Origin of the sequence: Fretibacterium fastidiosum (assembly GCF_964642095.1) — a bacterium.
Classification (GTDB): domain Bacteria; phylum Synergistota; class Synergistia; order Synergistales; family Aminobacteriaceae; genus Fretibacterium; species Fretibacterium fastidiosum.
Genome location: NZ_OZ209244.1, coordinates 40053 through 63928 on the forward strand (window position 1 = coordinate 40053; position 23876 = coordinate 63928).

Here is a 23876-nt window from a genome sequence, read left to right on the forward strand (position 1 = left end):
CATCGCCGCATCCTGCCCGCACCCGGTCCTTATGGCCGTTATGCTTTATAATAGTAGGGACGGCGGGAGCGGCCGGAGGGCCGTTCGCCGCCCCCACGGGTCCCAGCGCGTTCCCTGATCCTGAACTCTAACCCTAATGAGGAGGCGCACTCTCATGACGCATCAGGCACTGCTGACGCTCTTTCCGGTCATCTTTCCCATCCTTGCAGGGATCTTCCTGCTACTTCACCACGTCCATGACGACCGGCAAAGACACGTCTACGTCGAACTGTCCACCATCCTCAGCGGGCTTTTGGCCTGCGCGGTCGCGTTCTGCTCAAACGGGGAGCTCCTCGTGCTGTGGCGCGCCACGGACTCCCTGCGGCTGGCCCTTCGCATGGACGCCCTGGCCAGGGTCTTCATCCTCCTCATCGCCTTCATCTGGCCCCTCGTCACCCTCTACGCATTCGAGTACCTGCACCACCGTCCGCCAGAGGACCGCTTCTTTGCCTTCTTTCTGGCGACCTGCGGCATCCTGAACGGCGTCGCCTGTTCAGCCAACTTCCTGACGCTCTACCTCTTCTTCGAGCTTTTGACCTTCATGACGCTTCCGCTGGTCATGCACTCCCAGCGAACGGAGGCCATCAGCGGGGGCGTGAAGTACCTCTTTTACTCCCTCACCGGAGCGGGGCTGGCCCTCGGCGGCTTCTTCTTCTTTCAGGCCTGCGGCGTTTCCACGGAGTTCACTCCGGGCGGCGTCATGGGAGCGGTGACGGACCCTGCCCAACGGAACACGCTCCTGACCGTCACCTTCGTCACCCTCATAGGCTTTGGGGCGAAGGCGGGCCTGTATCCCCTGCACGCCTGGCTGCCCATCGCGCACCCCGTAGCCCCCACGCCGGCCAGCGCCGTGCTGTCCGGGCTCATCACCAAGGCGGGCATCGTGGCGATGTTCCGCGTCGTCTACTTCCTGGCGGGGGCGAGCTTCCTGCGGGGTACCTGGGTGCAAACGGCCGTCATCTACACGGCGCTCCTCACCATCCTGATCGGCTCTATGCTGGCCTACCTGGAAAAGCACCTGAAAAAGCGCATCGCCTACTCCTCCATCAGCCAGGTCTCCTACGTCGTGTTCGCCATGATGCTCCTGACGCCGTCTGGGGTGGTGGGGGCGCTCCTGCAGGTGCTGGCCCACGCCTTCGCCAAGACCTGCCTCTTTCTCAGCGCGGGCGTCGTCATCTACTTCACCATGCCCACCTCCAACTACCACTTCACGGACCAGCTCAAGGGGGTGGGGCGGGTGCTCCCCATCACCATGTCCTGCTTCACCCTGGCCTCCCTCTCCCTCATCGGCCTCCCCGTCACAGGCGGCTTTACGGCCAAGTGGTACGCCGCCGTAGGGGCCATCGACCCGACGCTGGGCTGGCTGGGCATCGCCGGAATCGTCGTCCTGCTCATCAGCGCCATCCTCACCGCGGGCTACCTCATGCCCATCGTCACGGACGCCTTCTTCCCAGGCGCGAAGTTCGACGACAGCCACCTCCAGCCCGTCCACATGTCCATCAACATGCGCCTGCCCCAGTACCTGCTGAGCGCCGGCTCCCTCCTCACGGGCGTCCTGTCCGGCCCCCTCGTCCGCTGCTTCGACGACATCGCAGAAGCGATCCTCTGAGGCCCGCCATGGACGACAGAGTCCTGCTCCTCCCCATCCTCCTCCCCGCACTGGCCGCCGCGGCGCTGCCGCTCCGACGCTTCAAAGGCCGCACGGGCTTCTGCGCTTTCGCCGGGGGCGCCGTCCTGTCGAACAGCGCCCTCCTCCTGTACCTTGCAGCCCGGCCCCCCGTGGGAACGCTGACGCTGCTCCGTCTCTCGCACGACCTCTCCCTGGCCCTCCGCCTTGACGGGGCGGGAGCGGCCTTCGCCGCACTGTTGGCGTGTCTCTGTCCCTTCGTCGCCCTCTACGGCCTCGGCTACATGAGCCGCACTCCGCATCGGGACAAACCCTTCTTCGTCTGCTTCGCCCTGGCCTACGGCGCGGCCGCGGGCGTGGCCCTGGCGGCGAACCTGACGACGCTCTGCCTGTTCTGCCAGCTCCTGATCCTGGCCGTCCTGCCCATCACGAGGCGCGAAGGGCAGCGCATCGCCGAGGTGGCGTTCTCCCTCCCCCTGGGCTGGGGCGTCTTCTGCACCCTGCTCTCCCTGGCCTTCGCCACGGCCTTCATCGGAAACGTGGACTTCGTGCCCGGAGGCTGCCTTCCTGCCGACGCGCTGAGGAAGCCGGACCTGCTGTACCTCATCTACCTCCTGGGGTTCCTCGGATTCGGACTGGAGACCGCCGTCCTCCCGCTGCGCGGTTGGCCCGTCGCCTCTGCCGAGGCCCCGGCGCCCGCCTCCGCACTCCTCAACGCCGTCGCGGTGGCGAACGCGGGCGTCTTCGCCATCATCCGCCTCACGTGGTACGTCTTCGGCCCCGACGCCCTGAACGGCAGTTGGGCTCACCTGGCGGCCTTCGCCCTGGCCTGCGTTACGACGGTCTACGGGGCGTGCATGGCCCTGTCCTCCCAACGGCTCAAACTGCGCCTGGCCTGGTCCACCATCGGACAACTGGCCTACGTCCTGTTGGGCACGCTGCTTCTGACCCCCTCCGGATTGTCCGCCGGCATGACGCAGATGGCCGCCCACGCCCTGATCAAGGCAAACCTCTACTTCTGCGCCGGCGCCATCCTGTGCCAGTCGGGGCGGAGGTTCCTATTCGACATGCGCGGCTGGGGTTTTGGGATGCCGGCGACGTTTCTGGCCTTTCTCCTGTCGGCCCTGGCGCTCGTCGGCCTGCCCCCCATGGCGGGCTTCATCGCGAAGTGGCGGCTCGGCATCGCCGCCGCCTCTGCAGGAGCCTCCTCCCCGATCGGGTTCTTCGGGCTGGCGGCCATGCTGACCTCTGCCCTCCTCACGACGTTTTACGTCCTGCAGGTCCTCTGCGTCGCCGTCATGCCGGGGAGGGGCTTCAACCTCCGCGCCGCCAACTACGGCATCACGGATCCAGGTCCCGCCATGCTCATCCCCATCGGGCTACTGGCCGCCAGTGCGCTGCTCCTTGGCCTCTGGGCCGACCCCGTCCTCGGCTTCTTTGAACGGGCCGTGCCCGGCACCCTGCCGGAGGCGATCCCATGACGTCCACAAGCGGCAGCTACATGCTTCCCCTCCTCGTGCTGTGGCCCGCAGCAGGAGGTGCGCTCGCCTTCGCCATCGGGCGCTCCGACAGGCGTGTATTGGACTGCGCCGTCTGGGCCGTCACGCTGATCGAGCTGGCCGCCGTCTGCTTCTGCCGCGGCCTTGCGGACGCCTCCTTCACCCTGAAGGGGGTCTGTGGGCTGGGCCTGTCCCTGAAGCTCGACGGCTTTCGCCTGATCTACGCGGTGCTCACTGCGTTCATGTGGGCCGTGGCCTCAATCTTCTCCAGCGAGTACCTGACGCACCACAAAAACTGCAGGCGCTACCACCTCTTCGTCCTCATCACCCAGGGCGCCATGATGGGCGTCTTCCTCTCGGCAGACCTCTTCACCACCTTCGTGTTCTTCGAGATGATGTCCCTCTCCTCCTACGTCATGGTGGCGCAGGATGAGACGCCGGAGGCGGCCCGCGCAGCCCAGACCTACCTGGCCGTCACCATCATCGGCGGCATGGCGACGCTCCTGGGCCTAACCCTGCTCTACCGGGAGCTCGGCACGCTGGCCCTGGACTCGCTGTCCCCCGCCGCCCTGAAGGCTCGGGCGGAGGACCTCCTGGGGCCGGGGCTCCTGATGCTCGTCGGCTTCGCGGCCAAGGCGGCAATCTTCCCGCTGCACGTGTGGCTGCCCACCGCTCACGCCGCAGCCCCCGCGCCCTCCAGCGCGCTGCTCTCCGGCCTCCTGACTAAGACGGGGGTCTTCGGCATCCTGATGCTCAGCGCCACCCTGTTCCGCCACGACCCGACCTGGGCCCTGATCCTGCTGCTGCCAGCCCTCGTGACGATGGTCCTGGGAGCGGTTCTGGGCGTCTTCTCCGTCAACCTCAAGAGGACTCTGGCCTGCTCCTCCATGTCACAGCTCGGCTTCATTCTGACGGGTGTCGCCATGCTGGGCTTCCTGGGGCCGGAGAATGACCTGGCTGCGCGCGGGGTCGCGCTCTACATGGTCGGGCACTCGCTGGTCAAACTGGTGCTCTTCCTGTCCGCCGGCGTCGTCCACATGAACACCGGAGCGCTGGACCTGAACGACGTTCAGGGGTTCGGCCGCGGCAAGCCGCTGTTCTGCTTCGCCTTCTCCATGGGGGCCCTGGGGCTGATGGGCGTCCCCCTCTGGAACGGCTACATCGCCAAGACGCTGCTGCACGAGAGCATCCTGGAGCACCTGCACCTGTTGGAGTCCCACGGCAGCGCGGGCGTCGTCCCCGCCTTCCTGAACGCCCTGGGCCTGACGGAGCCGCAGTTCTTCGGCCTGGTCGAGTGGACCTTCCTCATCAGCGGCGGGCTCACCGTCGCCTACGTCCTCAAGCTCTTCGTTGCCCTGTTCGCCGCACGCCCGCAGCCCCGGATCGTTGCCGTGGCGAAAAAGAGGTACATGAACCCCGTCAGCGCCGCGGCCCTGACCCTGCCGGCCCTCCTTCTGCCCCTGTTGGGAGCCCTGCCCCACCGTCTGACGGATTCCGTCGGCATCATGGCAGCGCCTTTCATGGGTGGCCCCGTGGAGCACCGGGCCGTCCATTACTTCTCGCCGGAGGCCCTGGCTGGGGCCGTAATCCCGCTCGTCATCGGCACGGCAGTCTACGCGCTGCTCATCCGCCGGCTCCTGATGCGGCGCGCGCCGGGCGGGCGCTATCGTTTCCTGAACCGCTGGCCCGACGGACTGGACCTCGAAGGAGCGATCTACCGCCCCCTCCTGCTCCGCGTCCTCCCCCTCCTGGGCGGCGCGTTCGCCACAGCGATGGACCGGGCGGCCTCAGCGCTCCTGACCCTGCCCCTCCGAGTCGGGAGGCTCGCCGCCCCTGCGGTGAACCGCGCCGCGGAGGCGTTCCTGAACGGCCTGCCCCGCATCGGCTTCCCCGCAGCTCGCGCCCTGGACGCCCTGGCCAGCGCCCTCCCTCTGTCGGCGCTGGAGCGTGCGGAGGACGGGTGCCGCGCCCGCCCCAGGGGCGAGGCCGACCCGTGGAAGCCATGGACGGAACCGCCGCCCGACTCCCGCGGCCTGCCCATGGCCTGCGCGCTGGCGGCCTTCGCGATCCTCCTTGCGATCTTCATGGCGAGCCGGAGTTGAAGCCACCGACGCCACGGAGGCGGACTCGTTAAAAAAACCCTTCCCTCGGCGAGGGGGATATGCCATTATGTTGCGGCGCTGTGGCGCATGACGACGGGACGCCCCGTGCGTTCCCGCCAAAAAACGGGATAAGCAGGTGAGACTTATGAATCGTTTTAGGAAGCAGACGGCAGTACTCCTCCTGGCCGCCCTCAGCCTGGCCGCGGTGCCAACCTCGGCAACGGCCCTGGACCTGGGGGACATCCTGAAGAAGGGGGCCCTGATCGTGGGCGGCGGCGCGCTGGTGAAGGCCCTCGCGGAGCCCCTCGACGACTTCATCAACACGGTGACCTTCAATCGGAACGCGAAGTTCCAGGGCTACACGAAGGTGGTCCCCATCGTCTCCATCGGGGACGGCACCCACATCGGAGCGGCGCAGGTCGGCGGACAGGCGAAGTCCGCCGTGGAGCGGACGCAGGCCGCAGCCCAGTTGGAGGCGGAGTTCAAGGGGGTGCGCGTGCGCATCCTCATCCCCATCGACTCCATCAACCCCATCGAGAGGTTCAACCGAGTGCAGGGCGTGGGCGTCACCGCAATGATCGACGCGGACATCTAGCCCTTCGGGAACGTCCTGCTGACGGCCGGCGGCCCGCTCCGCCGGTCGTCCTTTGTCCCACCCCCTCAGAGCCTGCTGGAGCTTGCGAAGCGCCCGTCCCGCAGCCCCGTCCTCCCGGCGCGTTTCGTTGTCTTTCCAACCGACTTTCCGCGGCGGGCGCGCTATCATAACGCCACAAACAGGGGAACCCCCGATCACTTTTGGAGGCTTTGGGATGATTCGGAAGATCATACACATCGACAGGGACAAGTGCAACGGGTGCGGGGCGTGCGCCGAGGCATGCCACGAAGGGGCCATCGCCATGGAGGGCGGCAGGGCGCGCCTCCTGAGGGACGACTATTGCGACGGGCTGGGGGACTGCCTTCCCGCCTGCCCCACCGGCGCCATCACCTTCACGGAACGCGAGGCCGCCGAGTACGACCGGGTGGCGGTGCTGCAGCACATGGCGCGCCGGAGCGCCGCTCAAAAAAACGGGGAGGAGCCGCCAGCGGGCTGCCCGGGACGCCAGGTGCGCAGCCTTCGCCCCAGGCCGGAGCCCGCCGCGCCGGCAGCGCCCCAGGCGTTCGCGTCCCAGCTGGCTCAATGGCCCGTGCAGATCAAGCTGGTCCCCGTGAAGGCGCCGTACTTCGAGGGGGCGAAGCTCCTCGTGGCGGCGGACTGCACGGCCTACGCCTACGCCCGCTTCCATGAGGAGTTCATGCGCGGGCGCGTCACGATCGTCGGCTGCCCCAAGCTGGACAGCGTGGACTACAGCGAGAAGCTGACGGAGATCCTGAAGACAAACGACGTCCGGGACGTGGCCATCGTGCGCATGGAGGTCCCCTGCTGCGGGGGGCTGGAGCAGGCCGCGAAGACCGCGCTCATGAACTGCGGCAAGATGATCCCCTGGCGCGTCGTGACGATCTCCACCGAGGGGAACGTCTTGGACTGAGGGAACGGCAGGGACGGAACACTCCGCAGCGGTGAGCGCCGGCCGCGACACGCCAGACGTTTTCGATTCGGAGGCCTCCAGACCGGGGGCCTCCGCGCTTTTGAATGGCTCCAGGAGAAGGCAAGGAGTTACCGCCCTTCGGAACCTCGCAGGCGGGAGGCCCCGGCACGGCTCGACCACTCCGCCCGTCTCCTGGAGAGACGACCGCGGGATAGCCGGCGTGTCCGCCTTCTTGAGGAATTGACGTTATGGCCCTATAATGATGCGAATACCAAAAGCGCCCCCTCTGTCGGGAGCGCCGGTCCGCCGCATGGCCCCGCGAAGGGAGGGAGGCATTCTCAAAGGCAGAGCTTCCGGGCCTGCGCCCTTGTTCGTCGGCTTTCGTCATCCGGGGAGATCATCGCCCCGGCATTTCTTCAAGGAGGTGCTGTACGTGGACTATGGCTTTTTGTCGCTGGTCCCGCCGGTGCTCGCCATCGCGCTGGCGGTGCTCACGAAGAACATCATCGTGTCCCTTTTCGTCGCCGTGTTCGTCAGCTCTGTGATCCTGGCGGACTGGAACCCCTTTCTCGGACTCACCCGCATGATCCACGATTACATGTTCAACGCCGTCGCGGAGGACATCAACATGCAGGCGCTTTTCATGATGGTGGTGATCGGCGGATTCGTCGCGCTGCTGACAAAGTCCGGCGGCGCCAGTGCTTTCACCTCGGCGGTCACGCGGCGCATCGACACCCGGGCCAAGTGCGAGACCGGCATCTGGCTCGGTGGACTTGCCATCTGGTTTACCGACAACGGAAACTCCCTCATCGTGGGCCCCATCTTCGAGGCTCTGGCGGAGAAGCTGCGGGTGTCCAGGGAAAAGTTTTCCTACATTCTGGACTGCACCACCTCCCCCATCTGTGCCCTGATCCCCATCATCGGCTGGGGCGTCTACACCATGTCCCTGATCCAGCCGGAGCTGGATAAGGCCGGGATCACCGCCTCGACGGACTTCAGCGTGTTCATGGCCGCCATTCCCCTGAACTTCTACGCCGTCCTGACGCTCTTCATGGCCGGGCTGATGGCCGTCACGCAGTGGGACTACGGCCCCATGCTGAGGGCGCAGAACAGGGCGATGCAGTTGGGCGAGACCATTCGCGCCGGCGGTACGCCCATGCGGGCGGAGGCCCAGGCCGACGACCTGCCGTCAGGCGTGACCCCGAAGATATACACCATGGTGGTCCCCCTCGTCGTGCTCCTGACCGTCATGTTCTCGTACCTGACCTACAAAGGGCTCTGGCACACCAAGGTGGCTGGATCGGACATCCGCACGGGCGTCGCGGCAGGATTTATGGTCGGGACCATCGTTCTGATCGTCATCTGCGTCCTGGAGAAGATATTCAGCTTCGACCGGTGCCTCAGCATCATCAGCGGCGGCTGGGCCAACATGATGTTCATGTGCGTGGTGCTGGTCCTGTCCTGGTCCCTGTCCGGCGTCTCCACCGCGATGGGTACGGCGGGCTACCTGCTCCGCGTCACCGAGGGCTGGCTCAACCCGTCCATCCTGCCCCTTCTCCTCTTCCTCATCGGCGCCGTCATGTCCTTCGCCACCGGGACCTCCTGGGGCACCATGGCCGTCCTGTTTCCCATCGGGCTCCCCATGGCCATCAGCCTGAACGTGTCCCTCCCCCTGACGTCAGCAGCCATCATCAGCGGCGGGCTGTACGGCGACCATTGTTCGCCCATCTCCGACACCACCATCCTGGCGTCCATCGGCGCGGCGTCCGACCACATCGACCACTTTGAAACCCAGATGCCCTACGGAAGCACCTGCGCGGCGATCAGCAGCGTCCTGTTCCTCATCGCCGGATGGCTCCCCAGCGCGATCATGCTCGTCCTCGGCGCAGCAGCGCTGACCGCAACGGTCTACGCCCTGCACAAGGCGTCCGTCCGAAGACACGGCCAGGTCAGGGCACCCGGCGGAGAAGCGGAAGAAATCCTCTGAGGGGCGACGCAAGATGCCGAACATAGCGAAGACGATGATCGACCTCGACGCTCAGCTGGAGCACGGTCAGGAGATGGCCAACGTCAAGGCCATCCCCGGCGAACGGTGGTTCTCCCTGGAAACCCGCATCGAGGAGGACTTCAAGGAGTATTGGGGGGGCGATTGGGGCTGTTCCTCGGAGTACGCCAGGCTGAGGGCCGTCCTGCTCCACAGGCCAGGCAAGGAGGTCGAGGGCTTCGACCCCGGGGCGGTCCGCTTTCGAGAGGCGGTGGACCCCGAAAAATTCCGCAGCCAGCACGATGCCCTGGCGCAGTACTACAGGGACCATGGCGTCCAGGTGTTCTACACCCCCGGCGTCCGTGAGGACCGGCCCAACGCCGTGTTTTGCAGGGACAAGCTCTTCATGACGCCGGAGGGCGCCGTCATCTGCCGTCTGGGCATGGCTGAGCGACGCGGCGAGGAGCGCTACGTGGCGCAGGCCTGTGCCGACCTGGGCATCCCCATCGTCAAGACCATCGCCGGAGACGGGATCTTCGAGGGAGCCAACGCCATGTGGGTGGACCGCCGTTGCGTCATCCTCTCCCTGTCGGTGCGGGCCAACCGCAGCGGCTATGACCAGATGGCGTCGGAGCTGACCCGACAGGGAGTGACCGACGTCATCCCCATGCAGATACCATACGGGCACTGCCATATCGACGGTCTGCTGAACATCGCGAGTGAGGACACCGTACTGATCCACGCCATGCAGGTCCCTTACGAGGTGGTGGACCGCCTGAAGAAGAAGGGCTTCAAGGTCCTGGAGACGCCCTCCCTGACGGAGACGAAATATGGGTACGCCACGAACTTCGTAGCCATCGACAACGGTCACGTCGTCACCAGCAACCAGGCACCTCAGGCCGTGGAGCTTCTGGAGAGGAACGGAATCAAGGTCGATGTACTCGACCTTTCGGAGCTGAACAAGGGCCGGGGGAGCGTCCATTGCATGACGGCATTTCTCAAGAGGGACTGACGCCGGACAGCGCAGGCGATCTGAAATCGTGTGACAGTGATGAAGGAGGGCGCTCAATGGCTTTATGGGCTGGAAGGTTTGAGAAGGACATGGACCAACTCGTCAAGGAGTTCAACGCCTCCATCGGCTTCGACGTGAGGGCATACCGCGAGAACATCGAGGGGAGCATCGCTCACGTCGCCATGCTGGCGAAGCAGGGCATCGTGACGGAGGCCGAACGGGATGCGATCGTCGCCGGACTTGAGAGGATTCGGGAGGGGCTGGACGCCGGAACGATCCGTTTCACCGTGGAGGACGAGGACATCGCCATGGGCGTGGAGGCCCGCCTCATCAAGGACATAGGCGACGTTGGCAAGAAGCTTCACACCGCCAGGAGCCGGAACGACCAAAGCCTGCTGGACACGACGATGCTCCTGCGCCGGGAGATGCGCGAGATCGAGAGGGCGTTGGTGGACCTGATGAAGGTTATCCTGGACAGGGCGGAGGCGGGGACGGACGTCCTGATGCCGGGCTTCACCCACATGCAGCACGCCCAACCCATCACCGTCGGCTTCTGGTTCATGGCGTACTTTCAGATGTTTCGGCGGGATATGGACCGCCTTCAGGACTGCCGTGCGCGCACCGACTTCTGTCCCCTTGGAGCCTGTGCCCTTGCGGGAACCACCCTGCCCATCGACCGGCAGGCCACCGCAGAGGCCCTCGACTTCTCCGCACCCACGGAGAACGCCATGGACACGGTAAGCGACCGCGACTTCATGATCGAGTTCCTCAGCGCGGCCTCCATCTCCATGATGCATCTGTCGCGATGGGCCGAGGAATTCGTCTGGTACAACAGCACCGAGTTCTCCTACCTCGCCCTCGACGACAGCTTCTGCACGGGGAGCAGCATCATGCCGCAGAAGAAGAACCCGGACATCGCGGAGCTCCTTCGCGGAAAGGTCGGCCGGGTCTATGGCGACCTGATGGGGCTGCTCACCGTGCTCAAGGGGACTCCCCTCGCGTTCAACAAGGACTTTCAGGAGGACAAGGAGAAGGTCTACGACGCCATCGACACGTGGAAGGCGAGCCTCCGTATCTTTGAGAAGATGATCGAGGCCGCTTCGTTCCGGTCGGACGCACTGAACGCGCAGCTGGAGAAGGGATTTCTCAATGCCACGGATGCGGCGGAGCACCTGGTCGTAAAGGGCATCCCCTTCCGCGAGGCGCACGAGATCGTAGGGCACATGGTGAGGGCCTGCGAGAAAAAACGCTGCCGCCTCGAGGACCTCACTGACACGGACCTGGCCCTCATCGACCCCCGCCTGTCCAGGTCCACGGTGGGCGACATCGGCATCAGGGCCTGTGTGAACGCCAGGAGGTCCTACGGAGGCACGGCTCCCGCGGAGGTGCGGCGGCAGGTTGAGGCCGGCAGAGAGTGGCTTGCGAGGGCGAGGGGGGATTGAAGCCGCCGCGTCGCTCCTCCGCCTCAAAAAGCTGCGTCCGTTTCTGCCTTTCCCGCCGGGATTCGTGTTAAACTGATGGTTCATAAACTCTCCTGCATCGACAGGTGAAATTCACGGGCATGGAAAGGATGGAACATCATGAGCGATGGGCACAACGAGAGGGAGAACTGGGGGAGCCGGATCGGCTTCATCCTGGCGGCGTCGGGGTCGGCGATCGGCCTGGGAAACATCTGGCGCTTCCCCTACATGGTGGGGATGAACGGCGGGGCGGCGTTTCTGGTCGTCTACCTGCTGCTGGTGGCCACCATCGGGGCGACGGTCATGCTGGGCGAGTTTGCGCTGGGACGGCGTATGCGCAAGGCGCCGGTCCCGGCCTTCTGGCAGGCGTCGGGGACCCACACCTGGACCCTCGTGGGCTGGATGGGAACGATAGGGGGGAGCTTCATCATCCTCTCCTACTACGCGGTCATCGGGGGCTGGACGCTGAAGTACATCGTGGCAAGCCTTCAGGACCTGATGCCGCAGGCCGTGGAGGGCCAGTCCCGCGACGTCTTCAACCACTTCGTCGGCAGCCCCACGGAGGTGATCGCCTACTTCCTGGCCTTCATGGCCATGACGGTGGGCATCGTGCTGGGGGGCATCGGCAAGGGCATCGAGCGCGCCTGCAAGGTGATGATGCCGCTGCTCTTCCTCATCATGCTCGTGCTCATCGCGCGGGCCGTCACCCTGCCGGGGGCCCTGCAGGGCCTCGACTTCTACCTGCGGCCCGACTTCAGCAAGCTGACCTGGCCGGCCCTGCTGGACGCCCTGAGCCAGGGCTTCTTCTCCCTCTCCCTGGGGATGGGCATTATGGTCACCTACGCCAGCTACATCAGGGACGAGGAGCACCTGCCCTCCAGCGTCGCCTACGTGGTCTTCTACGACTCGCTGGCGGCCTTCCTGGCGGGGCTCGTCATCTTCCCTGCGGTGTTCTCCATGGGGCTCGAACCCACCCAGGGCGTGGGGCTGACGTTCATCGTCCTGCCGGGGGTCTTCGCCAGGATGCCCCACGGCGAAATCTTTTCCGCCCTGTTCTTCGTCCTACTCTTCTTCGCGGCCATCACCTCCTCCATGTCGCTCTTCGAGGTGACCGTGGCCCACGGCATGGACGACCTGAAGTGGTCCCGCAGAAAGTCCTCCCTCGTCATGGGGGTCATCATCACGCTGCTGGGCCTGCCCTCGGCCGCGTCCCTGAGCGGCTCCCCCAAGCTCTGGGGTATGGACTTCCTGAGCGCCATGGACTTCCTGTCCAACCACATCATACTGCCGCTCTGCGCCATCCTGACCTGCATCTTCGTCGGCTGGCGGTTCCTCGACAGGGCGGAGGACGAGATATCAAACCACGGGACCTATCGCTTCAAATTGCTGAGAGCCTGGGCCTGGATCATCCGCATCGTGGCGCCCGTCGCCATCGGCATCGTGTTCTACAAGGGGCTCTTTTAGGCGACGACGGGGGCTTGCCGTTTTCAAGAGCGCAAAAAAGGGGGCTTCGGCCCCCTTTCGTCGTCCCGCAAACCGGCGCCAAAAGCTCAGTACGCCAGCTTGTAGATTTCGAGGACGTCCTCCTCGCTCAGGCACTTCAGCTTGCCGAAGCTGCCGTGGGACGAGGCGTTCTCCGCCAGGCGGCGGACGTCCTCCTCCTGGACGTTCAGCTCGCGCAGCGTCGTCGGCGCGCCGATGGAGCCGAAGAAGTCCTCCAGCGACTCGATGCCCTCAAGCGCCTTGTCCTCGTCCGTCCCGTCGTAGATGTCAAAGACGTTCTCCGCCAGCCGGGCGAAGGGCACGGGGTATTCCTCGTGCAGGTAGCGCGCCCAGGCGGGCATCATGACCGAGAGCGACGCGCCGTGGGGCACGTCGAACAGCAGGCTGAGAGCATGTCCCAGCTTGTGGGAGGCAAAGTCCCCGCGGCCGTTCCGCCCGCAGGACAAAAAGCCGCTGTGGGCGATGGAAGCCGCCCAGGCGTACTCCGCCCGCGCGTCGTAGTCCTTCGGGTTCTCGATCAGGTCCGGAATCAGGCGCATCATGCTGCGCAGGAGGGCATACCCCTGCTCGTCCATCAGCTCCGCCCCCTCGTCGCCGTCCAGCACGCGCTCCAGCACGTGGGCCATGATGTCCACGCCGCCGTTGACCGTCTGCCGCTCCGGGAGCGTGAACTGCAGCGTCGGGTCGATGACGGACACCTTCGGAAAGAGCAACGGGCTCGATATAGAGGTCTTGAACTCGCTCTCCGGGTTTGACACCACAGCGATGTCGTTCACCTCGCTCGAGGTGGCCGACGCCGTCAGGACGCCGAAGATCGGCAGGGCCTTCTGCACCTCAGCCTTCTTTTCAAAGAAGTCCCACACGTCGCCGTCGTAGCACGCTCCCGCGGCTACGGCCTTCGCCGAGTCGAAGACGCTGCCGCCGCCGATGGGGACGATGGCGTCAACCGGCACGGCCTTGATCCGCGCTATCGCCTCGCGCACCTTGTCCACCCGCGGGTTCGGCAGGACGCCCCCCACCTCCGGAAACTCGATGCCGGCCCGCGTCAGCGCCTCCGTCACCTGCGCGTAGGCCCCATTCTTAAAGATCGCCCCGCCGCCGTAGAGCAGGAGCACGCTCCTGGCGCGGATCGCGGAGAGCTGCTCCGCCAGCTTGGGGATCGTCCCCTCGCCAAAGAAGACGATCGTCGGATTCCACCACGTAAAGTTATGCAATTCAAGCGCCTCCATTCACAGAAAAATTCATGAAAAACAGAGCATTATCAATCGGCGGGATCTCACGGCCCCTTCAGGCGCCTCCCCCCGCCCGCCTCAGTCTGGCGAGGCGCAGGCGCCTGGCCTCACACCGCAGGAGGCCCAGCCTGCGGCACTGACCCCAGAGGAGCAGGATGGACAGCGCGCCGCCCCCCGCGTCCAAAGCGGGGAAGGCGCCCCAGACGCCGATGGCACCCCAGATGCGGGGCATGATGAGGAGCGCCGGGATGAGGAAGACGAACTGGCGGCAGAGGGAGAGGAAGAGAGAGAGTCCGGACAGACCGATCCCCTGAAAGAAACTGTTCGTGACCATGGCCACGCCGGTGAAGATGACGCCCGCATAGGCGACGCGCCCTCCCACGACGGCGATGGTCAGGAGCTCGGGGTCGGTGGAGAACAGGCGCATCATGTCCCACAGGAAGAAGTGCACCACGACGACGCTGCCCATGAAGTACCCCGTGCCGAGGATGAGGGCCAGCTTCAGCGCCTCCAGAACGCGCAGGGGACGCCGCGCGCCCCAGTTGAAGCCGAAGATGGCCTGCACCCCGTCGCATATCCCCACGACGGGAAGGAAGAGCAGGGAGTCCCAGCCCATGAAGGCCCCCAGGGCGGAGACGGCGAGGGGGCCGCTGTACTTCGCCAGGGACTGGTTGAACAACACGTAAAACAAGGAAAACGAAACCTCCGTCAAGGCGGAGGGGAAGCCCAGGGCCGTGAGGCGGCCGAGGAGCCTCGGCTGCAGGCGGCAGTGCTGCAAGCGAAGGCGCAGGTGCCCCAACCGGCGCCAGTAGAAGGAGGCGACCCACAGCAGGCTGGCCAGCTGCGCCAACGCCGTGCCCCACGCTGCCCCCGCGACGCCCCACTTCAGGCCCCAGACGAACAGCGCGTCCAGAACGATGTTCGCGACGGCACCCAACACCTGCGTGGCCATGGCAAAGTTGGGGCGTCCCTCCGCACGGATGGCGAAGTTCATGACGAAGGAGAGCATCCCAAAGGGCGCGCCCAGCAGGATGACGCGCAGGTACTCCCGCGACGGACCAAGGAGCTCCTCGTTCGCGCCGCTCAGTCGCAGCAGCGGGTCCATCCAGATGAAGGCGACGACGCTCACCAGGACGCTGACCAGCGCAGCTGCGGCGAGGGCGCTGCCCAGCACGGCCTCGGCCAGGTCGTCGTTCTTCTCCCCCAGCGCCCCCGATATCATGGGGACGGCCCCGATCCCAAAGAGCAGCGAGAGCGAGAGGAGCAGGAGCATGAAGGGGAAGCAGACGCTGATGGCGGCCAGTCCCATCGTCCCGACGAGGCGGCCGACGAACATGCGGTCCACGATATTGTACAGTGCGTTCGCAAGCATCCCCGCGATGGATGGCAGCGTGAAGCTGAAGATCAGTTTCAGCATGGGCTCACGGCCCATGCGCTGCGGCTGAAGCATAGATATCCCCCCCGTGTCAATGAATTTGCCTCAAAACGTTTCCAGGGCCTATCATAGCACAGCCGGACCTGTATTATAATGATTATAATGTCCTGGGAGAAGCGACGACAGATTGAAGGAACGATGGAGGCACGATGATGAACATGCTGAGCAGGATCAAGGACCTGGCGAGGGAATATGAGCGCGACGCCGTAGCCCTGCGGCGACACTTCCACGCGCATCCGGAGCTCTCCTGGCAGGAGGCTCGGACGACGGACCGCATCGCGGAGGAGCTGGGGAAACTGGGCATTCCGGTCCTCCATCGCGGCTACGGCGGGACGTCGAGCGGCCTGATCGCCGACATCGAGGGCGCCCGTCCCGGCAGGCGCGTGGCCCTGCGCTCGGACATCGACGCTCTGCCCATCCACGAGGAAAACGACGTCGAGTACCGATCCCAAAACGACGGCGTCATGCACGCCTGCGGACACGACGGGCACATGGCGGGGCTGCTCACCGCGGCGCGCATCCTGACGCAGATTCGGGACGAGCTGCCCGGCACGGTGCGCCTGCTGTTTCAGCCCGCCGAGGAGGATGGCCCCCGCGGTGGAGCCAGGGTCATGATCCAGGAGGGGGCGCTTCAGGGTGTGGACGGCATCTTCGGCCTCCACCTCTTCAGCCTCTACCCCACTGGCAAGGTGCTCTATCGGTCCGGCCCCTGCATGGCCTCGGCCGACGGCTGGGACCTGGTCGTCACGGGCAAGGGGGGACACGGCGCCGCCCCGGAGAAGGCCGTGGACCCCGTCGTCGCCGCCTGCACGCTGGGCTGCGCCCTGCAGACCATCGTCTCCCGCGAGGTCGCGCCCACGGACACGGCCGTCATCAGCATCACCAGCGTGGAGAGCTCCACCAAAACCCGCAACATCATCCCTGAGAGCGTCACCCTGATGGGAGCGACCCGCGCCCTGAGCCCGGAGATGCAGGACAGGGTCGAGGCCGCCATGCGCCGCATCGCGGAGGGCGTCGCCCTGACGACGCGCTGCAGGATCGACCTGAACTACATGCGCTTCTACCCCGCGGTCATCAACGACCCGAAGCTGACCCAAATCCTGAAGGAGACGGCGGAGGCGATGTTCGGCGCCGACGCGGAGGAGGCGCCCGTGAACATGGGCTCCGAGGACTTCAGCTTCTACGGCCGTGCCGTGCCGGCGACCTTCGCTCAACTGGGCGTCGGCGACCCCGCCCAGCCGGGCACCCGCTGCCCCCATCACTCGCCGACCTTCAACCTGGACGAGGCGCAGCTCAAGCGCGCGGCCGCCCTCCACGCCGGCTTCGCCTGGAGCTTCCTGAACGGGGATTAAGCCGGCGTGAACATCGCGGCCTTCGACCTCGAGACGAACGGCTACCCGGGGACCTCCGTGCTCTCCGCCTCGTCCATCGTGTTCGACGAGACGGGGTGCCTCCTTGCCTTCTTCAACCGCTTCTACCTTCCTACCGAACCCTTCAACCGCTGGCTCGTCCGCGTCCACGGCCTGACGCCCGAAAGGCTCCTGGCCCTGCGCGCCCGCCGCCCCGGGGGTTCGCCCTACTTCGTCGAGGACTGGCCCGACCTGATGGCGTTCTGGGACCATTGGAACGTCGAGGGGCTCGTCATCCACAACGCGCGCTTCGACATGGCCTTCCTTCCGGAGGCGGCTCAACTCCTCCTCCCGTGCTGGTGCTCCATGCGGGGCCTGACGGAGTTCTGTGCCCTGCCGGGGCGGAACCGCTTCAAGCCACCACGGCTCAGTGAGGCCGTGGACGCGGTGTGCTGCGGTCCCCGCGCGCTGTCCGTCACGGAGGACATTCAGCGCGCGGAGGAGGCCGTCGGGGACGCCGCGGCACACGTTTCCCTGTCGGACTGCTTCCAACTCTACCGCGCCGCTGCGCGCGTCGCGGCGAACCGACCGGATTGGATGGACTTCAGGACGATCTCGCTGCCCTTCCGCACGCCGAAAGGACGACCCCACCCCCCGTCCGCCTCCCCGCGCGAGGACGGCTTCACGATGGGGCTTCTGGACCTCGAGCGGCGCCTGCTCTCGCTTGGCGCGACCGGGCAGGGACTGGTCGACGGTTGACCTGCCCTCTCACGGGCTGTGCGCCCCGCAGGGAGGGCGACGTCCTGTAGGTTCTTGTGGGACGACAAGCACCTCCGAACAACCGTTCGGGAAGCCGTGTGATACCAATTTGCGTCTAAAGGGAAAGAAAGGCCCCCCTGTAAGGGGGGCTGCCCCGAAGTGGGGGACTGACGCCCGTGAGCGTCAGCGAACGGCTGCCGGAAGGCTCCCCGAAGGGGAGGGGTGTTTTTCATAAGACGCGCCTGTCTGACATTCCCCATCAACGCCTCCACAAGGCAATCCATTGCCTTGCTTCGGCACAGCCGACCAACGCAGCGCTGCAATCGCTGACGCGATTGCATAAGCTGCGTCGTCTGGCTGAGCTACGGAAGTCCCCCGGACTTCCTTCGCCCTCAGCCGACCGACCGGCCGCCGCAATCCTCCCCAAAGATCGGCTTGCGTGAGGCCGGTCGTCTGGCTGAACCCCTCCGCCGCCCTTGGCGGCACCTCCCCTTTCAGGGGAGGCAATCCGTATTAAACGCGAATTGGCATGACCTTTCACCCGTCAGGGGCAGCAGAAAACGTGCAAAACCGGCGTCCGACGCACGTTAAAAATTTTGCCTTCGGATTTGGTTTTTTCTCCAGCGATTGACAGCAGGGCCTCAAAGTTTCAGGAGCCGCAGCGCAACCCGCCGCGACAAGGCTCCCGAGCCCTATCGCGCCTTCCTGGCCAGGTTGTCCAGGGCGCCCGTAAGCGGCAGAATCCGCTTGTCCTTCGCCGGCTGCTTCAGGGCGTCGTCCGCGCTGAGCTTCTTCTTCCAGTAGTCCTCGTTGCGCTTGACGCTGACGCTGATCACCGAGCCCTCCAGCGACACCCCGGCGAAGAGGCCCTTCGTCATGGAGTAGCTGTAGATGGAGGCCCTGGCCTGCGCGTCCGTCGCCGCCTCGGCGCGGCGTCCTGTGGGGCCGGCGGCCACGGACACGTCGGCGCCCAGCTTCGTCCGACTGTTCAAAAACGCGCGGACCCCGTCCTCGTTGGTGACCACCAGGACGAGGGATATCTTCTGGGCCCCGATCTGCAGGCCCAGGGACCCGCCGCCCAGGTTGTAGTAGCTGGGGCCGTACCACCGCCCCTTCTCCCGACGCAGGATCAGCCCCTCGCCGTACTCGCCGCCGATGATCAGCCCCGCCTTCACCATCGCCGGGACGATCGCCACCGCATGGGCGTCCTTCAGGACGTCCGCCATGGCGTCCGCGTCCTCCTGCTTCGCCATGTCGTGCAGCACGTCGATAGAGTCGCTGATGATCCCCTGAGCCGATGCCGCCCAGGCCCTGTCCGTGGCAGAGGCGCAGACCGCCGCCGCCAGGACCGCCGCCAGAAAACCGTAAAACCCCTTACGAACCTTCATAGTGCGCATGTGTTTTCCGCCTCCTGTGGGGCTCGCAGGCCCCCGAATTTGTTATTCCCCATCGGAACGCGGCCCCTCGCACATCTCGAGGAGCACGCCGTGGCGCAGACCGTTGATGCTGAGGGTGAAGCACTCCACGTCGAGGGCTCGCATGGCGCCGAGGATGATGCAGGCGCTGCCCAGGACGATGTCCGCGCGGGAGGCCGGCAGGCCCGCGATCCTCCGCCGCTCCGCCAGCGGGAGCGACGCATAGAGCTCCACCTGCTCCGCGACGTCCTTTCGGGTCAGCATCATGCCGTGCAGCCTCGTGGGGATGAAGGTCGCCGAGCCGTCCTTTACGGAGCCTATGGCGACGGCGCCCCCGCCAAGGCCCAGGACCGCCGGGGCCGTCCCAGGGTGGGCGCGGGCGATGCCGTTCGCGCTCAGGGCCTCCCGAACGCAGGCCATGGCCTCGTCCAGGGCGAGCTTCGGAGGCGGGTCCTCCGCGAAGAAGCGCTCCGTCAGGGAGACGGCTCCCACGGGGACGCTCTGAATCCTCTCGACGGCCCCCCGCCGGCCGAAGACGAACTCCGTGCTGCCGCCGCCGGTGTCGAACAGGACCAGGTCCCCGCCGTTTCGGGCGAAGTCCGCCGAGGCCCCCTTCCAGGAGTAGCTCGCCTCTTCCTCGCCGGACAGGATCCGAACCTCAAGCCCCGTCCGCCGGTGGACCAGGGACAAGAACTCGTGGGCGTTGGCCGCGACGCGCAGGGCCATGGTGCCCACCAGACAGGGCTCCGCCCCCATCCTTCGGGCGCGGCCCACCATCTCCGAGACGACCCGCACGGCGTTGCCCATCGTCTCCTCCGGGATCGCCCCGTCCCTGAGGCAGCCCCCGAGGCGCACCACCTCCGTGGTGTCCAGGAGGACCTGCACCCCACCAGCGGCGCAGCACCCCACCCTCAGCTTGATGGAGTTGCTGCCGATGTCCACCGCCGCGCAGACCCTGCCCCCTCCGGTGCTACCCATTCCGGGCCTCCGTCGCGCCCGACCGGCGGCGGTTCCAGCCCTCCTGCACCACGAAGAAGAAGGCCGTCGTCGGGATGGTGCACAGGAGCCCCACGGTTCCGGCCAGGCTCTGCACGATCTGCTGGCCGATGTAGGGGTCGTTCAGGATCCCCAGAAGGTTGGCCCCCGCGCTGCAGATCAGGATCGCCATCGGAAGCGAGCTACCCAGGTAGGCCAGGATCAGGGTGTTGATCATGCTCCCCAGCACCTCGCTGCCCACGCTGATGCCGGCCGTCCAGAGCCGCCGCAGGGGGATGTCCGGCGCGTAGCTCACCAGTTCCGCCATGGAGGCCGTCACCGAGACGGCGACGTCCAGCACAGCGCCGATGGCGCTCACCAGGATCGAGGCCAGGAGGATGCCCTGCATGTCGATCCCCGGAAGGGTGGAGGCCAGGAGGGCCGCCCCCTCCCCCGCGAGCCCCGACAGCTGCCACGCCCACACCATAAACGCCCCCAGCAGAAAGCCGCAGCCGGCCCCGCTGAGGCTCCCCAGGAGGGCCGCGCTGCGGTAGCACGAACGCCGGACGACGCAGAAGATCGTGGCCGACGAGACGAGCAGGATCGCGGCGAAGGCCATGGCCATGGGGCTCCACCCCCTGGTCATGAGGGGGATCATCCCCCAGATGAGCACGACCAGCGAAAGGGCGAGGCCCGCCAGGGCCCAGAAGCCGGCCGCGCCGGTGAGGGCCAGGAGGCAGAGGCACACGCCAGCGACAAAGGCCACGAGCGACGGAACGCGGTAGGCGTCGGCGATGGAGTACTGCACTTCGCCCCCCTCGAAGACGTCCTGGACCAGAAGGTAGCGCCGCCCCTCGATGGGGTCCAACCCGCTCCCATCGAGCCGAACGACCTTGACGTTGGCCGTCACTCCCCTTTGATCCCCCGTGAGGATCAAAAGCGTGAGCTGCCTCTGAAGGGTCGGGAAGCTCTCCTGCTCCCCACGGGCGGGAGGGACGGGAGTCTCCGGACCCATGCCAAGGACGCGGACGATCAGAGACTCCTCGCAGTTCCATATCCGTGTCGTCCAGTAGTCCGTCCCCCAATAGACCGCCGCCGCGGCCGCCAGGGACACGGCCAGGCGCAGCAAGGTCAGGCCCAGGACCTGCCCCCGCCTCCCCAGGAGGCGGCGCATCGAGGGCTCCCTCTCATTCGTCCCCATCTTCGTCCTCACCGGGGCAGCTGATGTCCGCCGGAAGCGTCCATCCCCGGTCCACCGCGATGGCCCGCATGTCCTTCGGAACGGGGGCGCGGAACGACCGGCCGGCCAGCTCCCGAAGGACGGGGCTCAATCCGTCCGGGAAGCTCAGTTCAAGGGCGTGCAGGAGGGGTCGTCGGGCCGCGGCGCGCCAGAGGCGGTTCGCCTCGAAGTCCCCGTACTTCCGGTCCCCAAGGATGGGACAGCCGACGTGGGCCAGGTGGACGCGGGCCTGATGCGTCCGGCCCGTGAGCAGCTCCAGCTCCACCAGGGAGAGCCCCCCGTCCGAGGCCAGGCACCGGCAGCGCGTGCGGGCGCTCTTTCCCTCCGGCGAGACCCGCACCACGTTGGCCTCCGAATCCTTCAAGAGGGGAGCGTCGATCTCCTCCAGCTCGCGGGACGGCCTGCCCACCACGATCGCCAGGTAGCGCTTGCCCGCCAGGCGCTCCCTGAAGGCGTCCTCAAGGGCGCGCAGCGCGTCGCCCCGCAGGGCCACGATCAGCACGCCCGTCGTGTTGCGGTCCAGCCGGTGGACCGCCGTCGGGGCGAAGCCCGGAGAGCCGCCCTCCGCCGCGCCCAACATGCTCCAAACTCGCGTGACGACGCTGTCCCCGTCCTTGACGTCGGGCTGCACCAGGAGGTCCGCCGGCTTGTTGACCACCAGCGCACAGCCCCCCCGCCACAGGATGGGCACGGCGCCGCGGCGTGGGACCGCAGGGCGCTCGCCCGGCGCCTCCCAGGGGACCCAGAGCTCCTGCCCTCCCCGAACGCGGGCCCCCGGTTCCCTGGCGCGGGTCGAGTCGAGGCGTACCTCGCCCTTTCGGATCGCCCGCATGATGGCCGACAGGGGCAGTTCGGGCCAGACGGAGCGCAGCATCCGATCCAGCCTTCTGCCGTCGTGGTCCTGGCTCAGGCGGAGGCTGAAGCTCATTCCGATTTTTCCTCCGCTCCCCCACCTGAAGCGGCCTTCGCCGGCAGGCCACGCCAGAAGCGGCGCTCCAGCAGGGGAATGTAGTCCGTCGTGTCGTGCCCCGCCTCCAGCCCGTCGATCTGCGAGCGCCAGCAGAACATCTTGAAGTCCAGGTCGTCGGAGGCGGCGACGATCAAAGCCTCCTGGGTCGCGGGCAGCACGGGGGAACCGTACTCGCGCCGGCCGTGGTGGCTGACGATGATGTGTCCCAGCGCCAGCGCCACCCCGTCGTCCAGCCCCTCCTGCTCCGCCAGCACCATGAAGCGATGGTACCCCAAAACGATGTGCTCCGCCACGTTGCCCGGAATCGTCATCTGCGGCGCCGGGTTGAGGGAATAGCTGTCCAGCTTGCCCAGGTCGTGAAGCAGGCCACCGGCCGTCGCCAGGTCCACGTCCACCGGGTAGCCCCTGTCCGCGTAGTGCCGGGCCAGCGCCTTCGCCCCCAGGGCGACGGCCAGGGAGTGCTCCAGGAGCCCCCCGACGTAGGCGTGGTGCATGGAGACAGCGGCCGGCCAGGCCATGAACTTCTTCCACAGCCCGTGCTTGAAGAAGACCGCTTCCAAAAACGACTTCAGGGGCTCGCGCATCTCCGCCAGGAGCGCGCGGAATTCGCCCTCCATCCTCTCGTCGGACAGGGGTGAGCGTCGGACGAAGCTGTGGGGCGGGTACTTCTCCTGATCGACGTAGTAGACGTCGTTGAAGTTGTACTGAGTCTGTTCGCGAAACTCCGAGACCTTTCCCTGCAGGCCCACGGCGGCCCCCTCGAACTTCAGATCGCCCAGGTTCAGGGGGTCAAGAGGGTACCGGTCCCCTCCCGACAGGTTCCACCAGTTGGAGCCGCCCCAGATCTTCCCCTCCAGGTCTCCGGTTCCATCGGTAATCGAGATGTCCCAGAAGGGCTTGTCGTTCCTGTCCTTCTTGCGGGTCAGCCGGGATACGACGCCCAGGACGTTGAAGGTGGCGTCCAGCGGAAGCTGCCGAACCTCTCTCACCGTTGAGTTCTTCTTTTCTTTCATCTGCGTCGATGTCCTCTTCCCTTTTTCTCGTGCGGCCCCGGCGATGCGTCCTGCCCGGAACCGTTTCACCTAAGAATTATATATGATTTTTGTGGCATCTCCTCTCCCGTCGCCCTCCGGTCGGGTGAAAACGGGTACAATAGACGAAGGGGCGGCGCGCCGCCCCCGCATCCCTGCGCCAGGGCGCGGAAGGAGTTTTTCGACATGATCCTCTCCGGAAGGGAAATCGTGAGGGAGATGGGCAGCGGCATCGTCATCGACCCCTTCGACGAACGAAGGGTGAACCCCAACAGCTACAACCTGTCCCTCCACGGGGAGCTGCTCGTCTACCGGGACGAGGTCCTCAACATGAAGACGCCGAACGCCACCGAAGCCCTCCACATCCCGCCGGAGGGCCTGACGCTGACGCCGGGCCGGCTCTACCTGGGGCGCACGGCGGAGTACACGAGGACGGAGAAGTACATCCCCATGTTGGAGGGCCGCTCCTCCACGGGGCGCCTGGGCCTCTGCATCCACGTCACGGCGGGCTTCGGCGACATCGGCTTTGCGGGCTACTGGACGCTCGAGATCTTCTGCATCCAGCCGGTGCGCATCTACGCGGGGGTCGAGATCTGCCAGATCTACTACCACACCATCGCGGGGGAATACGACCTCTACAAAAGCGGAAAGTACCAGAACAACCGGGGGATCCAGCCCAGCCTGATGTACCGGGAGTTCCAGCAGGACCGCGGCTGAT

19 protein-coding genes are annotated in these 23876 nt (G+C 66.3%); 12 read left to right on the forward strand and 7 right to left on the reverse strand.

Annotated features, from left to right (window positions below):
• Positions 1 to 154: 154 nt before the first annotated feature.
• The 9 genes from ACK28C_RS00190 to ACK28C_RS00230 all read left to right on the forward strand — a co-directional run bounded on the left by ACK28C_RS00190 (position 155) and on the right by ACK28C_RS00230 (position 12713).
• Positions 155 to 1648: a complex I subunit 5 family protein gene (locus ACK28C_RS00190; protein WP_409152293.1), complete on the forward strand. Its 1494-nt coding sequence runs from the start codon at positions 155 to 157 to the stop codon at positions 1646 to 1648.
• Positions 1649 to 1656: 8 nt separating this feature from the next.
• Positions 1657 to 3147, forward strand: a complete 1491-nt coding sequence (locus ACK28C_RS00195; protein WP_015555806.1) for a proton-conducting transporter membrane subunit — start codon at positions 1657 to 1659, stop codon at positions 3145 to 3147.
• Positions 3144 to 5267, forward strand: a complete 2124-nt coding sequence (locus ACK28C_RS00200; protein WP_409152294.1) for a complex I subunit 5 family protein — start codon at positions 3144 to 3146, stop codon at positions 5265 to 5267. Before ACK28C_RS00195 ends, ACK28C_RS00200 begins: the two co-directional genes overlap by 4 nt.
• A gap of 145 nt (positions 5268 to 5412) precedes the next feature.
• Positions 5413 to 5862: a hypothetical protein gene (locus tag ACK28C_RS00205; RefSeq protein ID WP_409152295.1), complete on the forward strand. Its 450-nt coding sequence runs from the start codon at positions 5413 to 5415 to the stop codon at positions 5860 to 5862.
• Positions 5863 to 6076: 214 nt separating this feature from the next.
• Complete coding sequence (locus ACK28C_RS00210) at positions 6077 to 6793, forward strand: ATP-binding protein (RefSeq protein ID WP_409152296.1); 717 nt, start codon at positions 6077 to 6079, stop codon at positions 6791 to 6793.
• Between the two features lie 433 nt (positions 6794 to 7226).
• On the forward strand, positions 7227 to 8780 hold the full coding sequence (locus ACK28C_RS00215) for a Na+/H+ antiporter NhaC family protein (RefSeq protein WP_208872466.1): 1554 nt from the start codon (positions 7227 to 7229) through the stop codon (positions 8778 to 8780).
• Between the two features lie 13 nt (positions 8781 to 8793).
• Positions 8794 to 9789: a dimethylarginine dimethylaminohydrolase family protein gene (locus tag ACK28C_RS00220; RefSeq protein ID WP_015555805.1), complete on the forward strand. Its 996-nt coding sequence runs from the start codon at positions 8794 to 8796 to the stop codon at positions 9787 to 9789.
• Between the two features lie 56 nt (positions 9790 to 9845).
• Entirely contained in the window at positions 9846 to 11231 is a 1386-nt protein-coding gene (gene argH, locus ACK28C_RS00225) for an argininosuccinate lyase (RefSeq protein ID WP_015555804.1), read from the forward strand.
• A gap of 138 nt (positions 11232 to 11369) precedes the next feature.
• Positions 11370 to 12713, forward strand: a complete 1344-nt coding sequence (locus ACK28C_RS00230; RefSeq protein WP_015555803.1) for a sodium-dependent transporter — start codon at positions 11370 to 11372, stop codon at positions 12711 to 12713.
• A gap of 86 nt (positions 12714 to 12799) precedes the next feature.
• On the opposite strand, the gene ACK28C_RS00235 is transcribed toward ACK28C_RS00230, so the two are convergent.
• On the reverse strand, positions 12800 to 13966 hold the full coding sequence (locus ACK28C_RS00235; protein WP_208872465.1) for an iron-containing alcohol dehydrogenase: 1167 nt from the start codon (positions 13964 to 13966) through the stop codon (positions 12800 to 12802).
• Between the two features lie 73 nt (positions 13967 to 14039).
• Entirely contained in the window at positions 14040 to 15434 is a 1395-nt protein-coding gene (locus ACK28C_RS00240) for an MATE family efflux transporter (protein ID WP_015555802.1), read from the reverse strand.
• A gap of 134 nt (positions 15435 to 15568) precedes the next feature.
• Here ACK28C_RS00240 and ACK28C_RS00245 point away from each other — a divergent pair, with 134 nt between their 5' ends.
• A complete protein-coding gene (locus ACK28C_RS00245) occupies positions 15569 to 16771 on the forward strand; it encodes a M20 family metallopeptidase (protein ID WP_015555801.1) in 1203 nt (400 codons plus the stop codon).
• A gap of 6 nt (positions 16772 to 16777) precedes the next feature.
• On the forward strand, positions 16778 to 17527 hold the full coding sequence (locus ACK28C_RS00250; RefSeq protein WP_208872464.1) for a hypothetical protein: 750 nt from the start codon (positions 16778 to 16780) through the stop codon (positions 17525 to 17527).
• Between the two features lie 692 nt (positions 17528 to 18219).
• On the opposite strand, the gene ACK28C_RS00255 is transcribed toward ACK28C_RS00250, so the two are convergent.
• The 5 genes from ACK28C_RS00255 to ACK28C_RS00275 are packed head-to-tail and all read right to left on the reverse strand — an operon-like array spanning position 18220 to position 23140.
• Positions 18220 to 18924 carry a lipid-binding SYLF domain-containing protein gene (locus ACK28C_RS00255; protein ID WP_015555800.1) on the reverse strand — a complete coding sequence of 235 codons (705 nt, stop codon included), beginning with the start codon at positions 18922 to 18924 and terminating at the stop codon, positions 18220 to 18222.
• A 42-nt stretch (positions 18925 to 18966) separates the two neighbouring features.
• Entirely contained in the window at positions 18967 to 19920 is a 954-nt protein-coding gene (locus tag ACK28C_RS00260) for an exopolyphosphatase (protein ID WP_015555799.1), read from the reverse strand.
• Positions 19913 to 21118: a YibE/F family protein gene (locus tag ACK28C_RS00265; RefSeq protein WP_208872463.1), complete on the reverse strand. Its 1206-nt coding sequence runs from the start codon at positions 21116 to 21118 to the stop codon at positions 19913 to 19915. Before ACK28C_RS00265 ends, ACK28C_RS00260 begins: the two co-directional genes overlap by 8 nt.
• Positions 21105 to 22085 carry an RluA family pseudouridine synthase gene (locus ACK28C_RS00270; protein ID WP_409152297.1) on the reverse strand — a complete coding sequence of 327 codons (981 nt, stop codon included), beginning with the start codon at positions 22083 to 22085 and terminating at the stop codon, positions 21105 to 21107. The genes ACK28C_RS00265 and ACK28C_RS00270 overlap by 14 nt, the downstream gene beginning before the upstream one ends.
• A complete protein-coding gene (locus tag ACK28C_RS00275) occupies positions 22082 to 23140 on the reverse strand; it encodes a 3'-5' exoribonuclease YhaM family protein (RefSeq protein WP_015555797.1) in 1059 nt (352 codons plus the stop codon). Before ACK28C_RS00275 ends, ACK28C_RS00270 begins: the two co-directional genes overlap by 4 nt.
• A gap of 204 nt (positions 23141 to 23344) precedes the next feature.
• Here ACK28C_RS00275 and dcd point away from each other — a divergent pair, with 204 nt between their 5' ends.
• Positions 23345 to 23875 carry a dCTP deaminase gene (gene dcd, locus ACK28C_RS00280; RefSeq protein WP_015555796.1) on the forward strand — a complete coding sequence of 177 codons (531 nt, stop codon included), beginning with the start codon at positions 23345 to 23347 and terminating at the stop codon, positions 23873 to 23875.
• Position 23876: the final 1 nt, after the last annotated feature.

Bases quoted from the DNA above. Each gene is read 5' to 3' on its own strand.
- ACK28C_RS00190 (WP_409152293.1), top strand. From the start codon at position 155: ATGACGCATCAGGCACTGCTGACGCTCTTTCCGGTCATCTTTCCCATC.
- ACK28C_RS00195 (WP_015555806.1), top strand. From the start codon at position 1,657: ATGGACGACAGAGTCCTGCTCCTCCCCATCCTCCTCCCCGCACTGGCC.
- ACK28C_RS00200 (WP_409152294.1), top strand. From the start codon at position 3,144: ATGACGTCCACAAGCGGCAGCTACATGCTTCCCCTCCTCGTGCTGTGG.
- ACK28C_RS00205 (WP_409152295.1), top strand. From the start codon at position 5,413: ATGAATCGTTTTAGGAAGCAGACGGCAGTACTCCTCCTGGCCGCCCTC.
- ACK28C_RS00210 (WP_409152296.1), top strand. From the start codon at position 6,077: ATGATTCGGAAGATCATACACATCGACAGGGACAAGTGCAACGGGTGC.
- ACK28C_RS00220 (WP_015555805.1), top strand. From the start codon at position 8,794: ATGCCGAACATAGCGAAGACGATGATCGACCTCGACGCTCAGCTGGAG.
- argH (WP_015555804.1), top strand. From the start codon at position 9,846: ATGGCTTTATGGGCTGGAAGGTTTGAGAAGGACATGGACCAACTCGTC.
- ACK28C_RS00230 (WP_015555803.1), top strand. From the start codon at position 11,370: ATGAGCGATGGGCACAACGAGAGGGAGAACTGGGGGAGCCGGATCGGC.
- ACK28C_RS00240 (WP_015555802.1), bottom strand. From the start codon at position 15,434: ATGCTTCAGCCGCAGCGCATGGGCCGTGAGCCCATGCTGAAACTGATC.
- ACK28C_RS00245 (WP_015555801.1), top strand. From the start codon at position 15,569: ATGATGAACATGCTGAGCAGGATCAAGGACCTGGCGAGGGAATATGAG.
- ACK28C_RS00255 (WP_015555800.1), bottom strand. From the start codon at position 18,924: ATGCGCACTATGAAGGTTCGTAAGGGGTTTTACGGTTTTCTGGCGGCG.
- ACK28C_RS00260 (WP_015555799.1), bottom strand. From the start codon at position 19,920: ATGGGTAGCACCGGAGGGGGCAGGGTCTGCGCGGCGGTGGACATCGGC.
- ACK28C_RS00265 (WP_208872463.1), bottom strand. From the start codon at position 21,118: ATGGGGACGAATGAGAGGGAGCCCTCGATGCGCCGCCTCCTGGGGAGG.
- ACK28C_RS00270 (WP_409152297.1), bottom strand. From the start codon at position 22,085: ATGAGCTTCAGCCTCCGCCTGAGCCAGGACCACGACGGCAGAAGGCTG.
- ACK28C_RS00275 (WP_015555797.1), bottom strand. From the start codon at position 23,140: ATGAAAGAAAAGAAGAACTCAACGGTGAGAGAGGTTCGGCAGCTTCCG.
- dcd (WP_015555796.1), top strand. From the start codon at position 23,345: ATGATCCTCTCCGGAAGGGAAATCGTGAGGGAGATGGGCAGCGGCATC.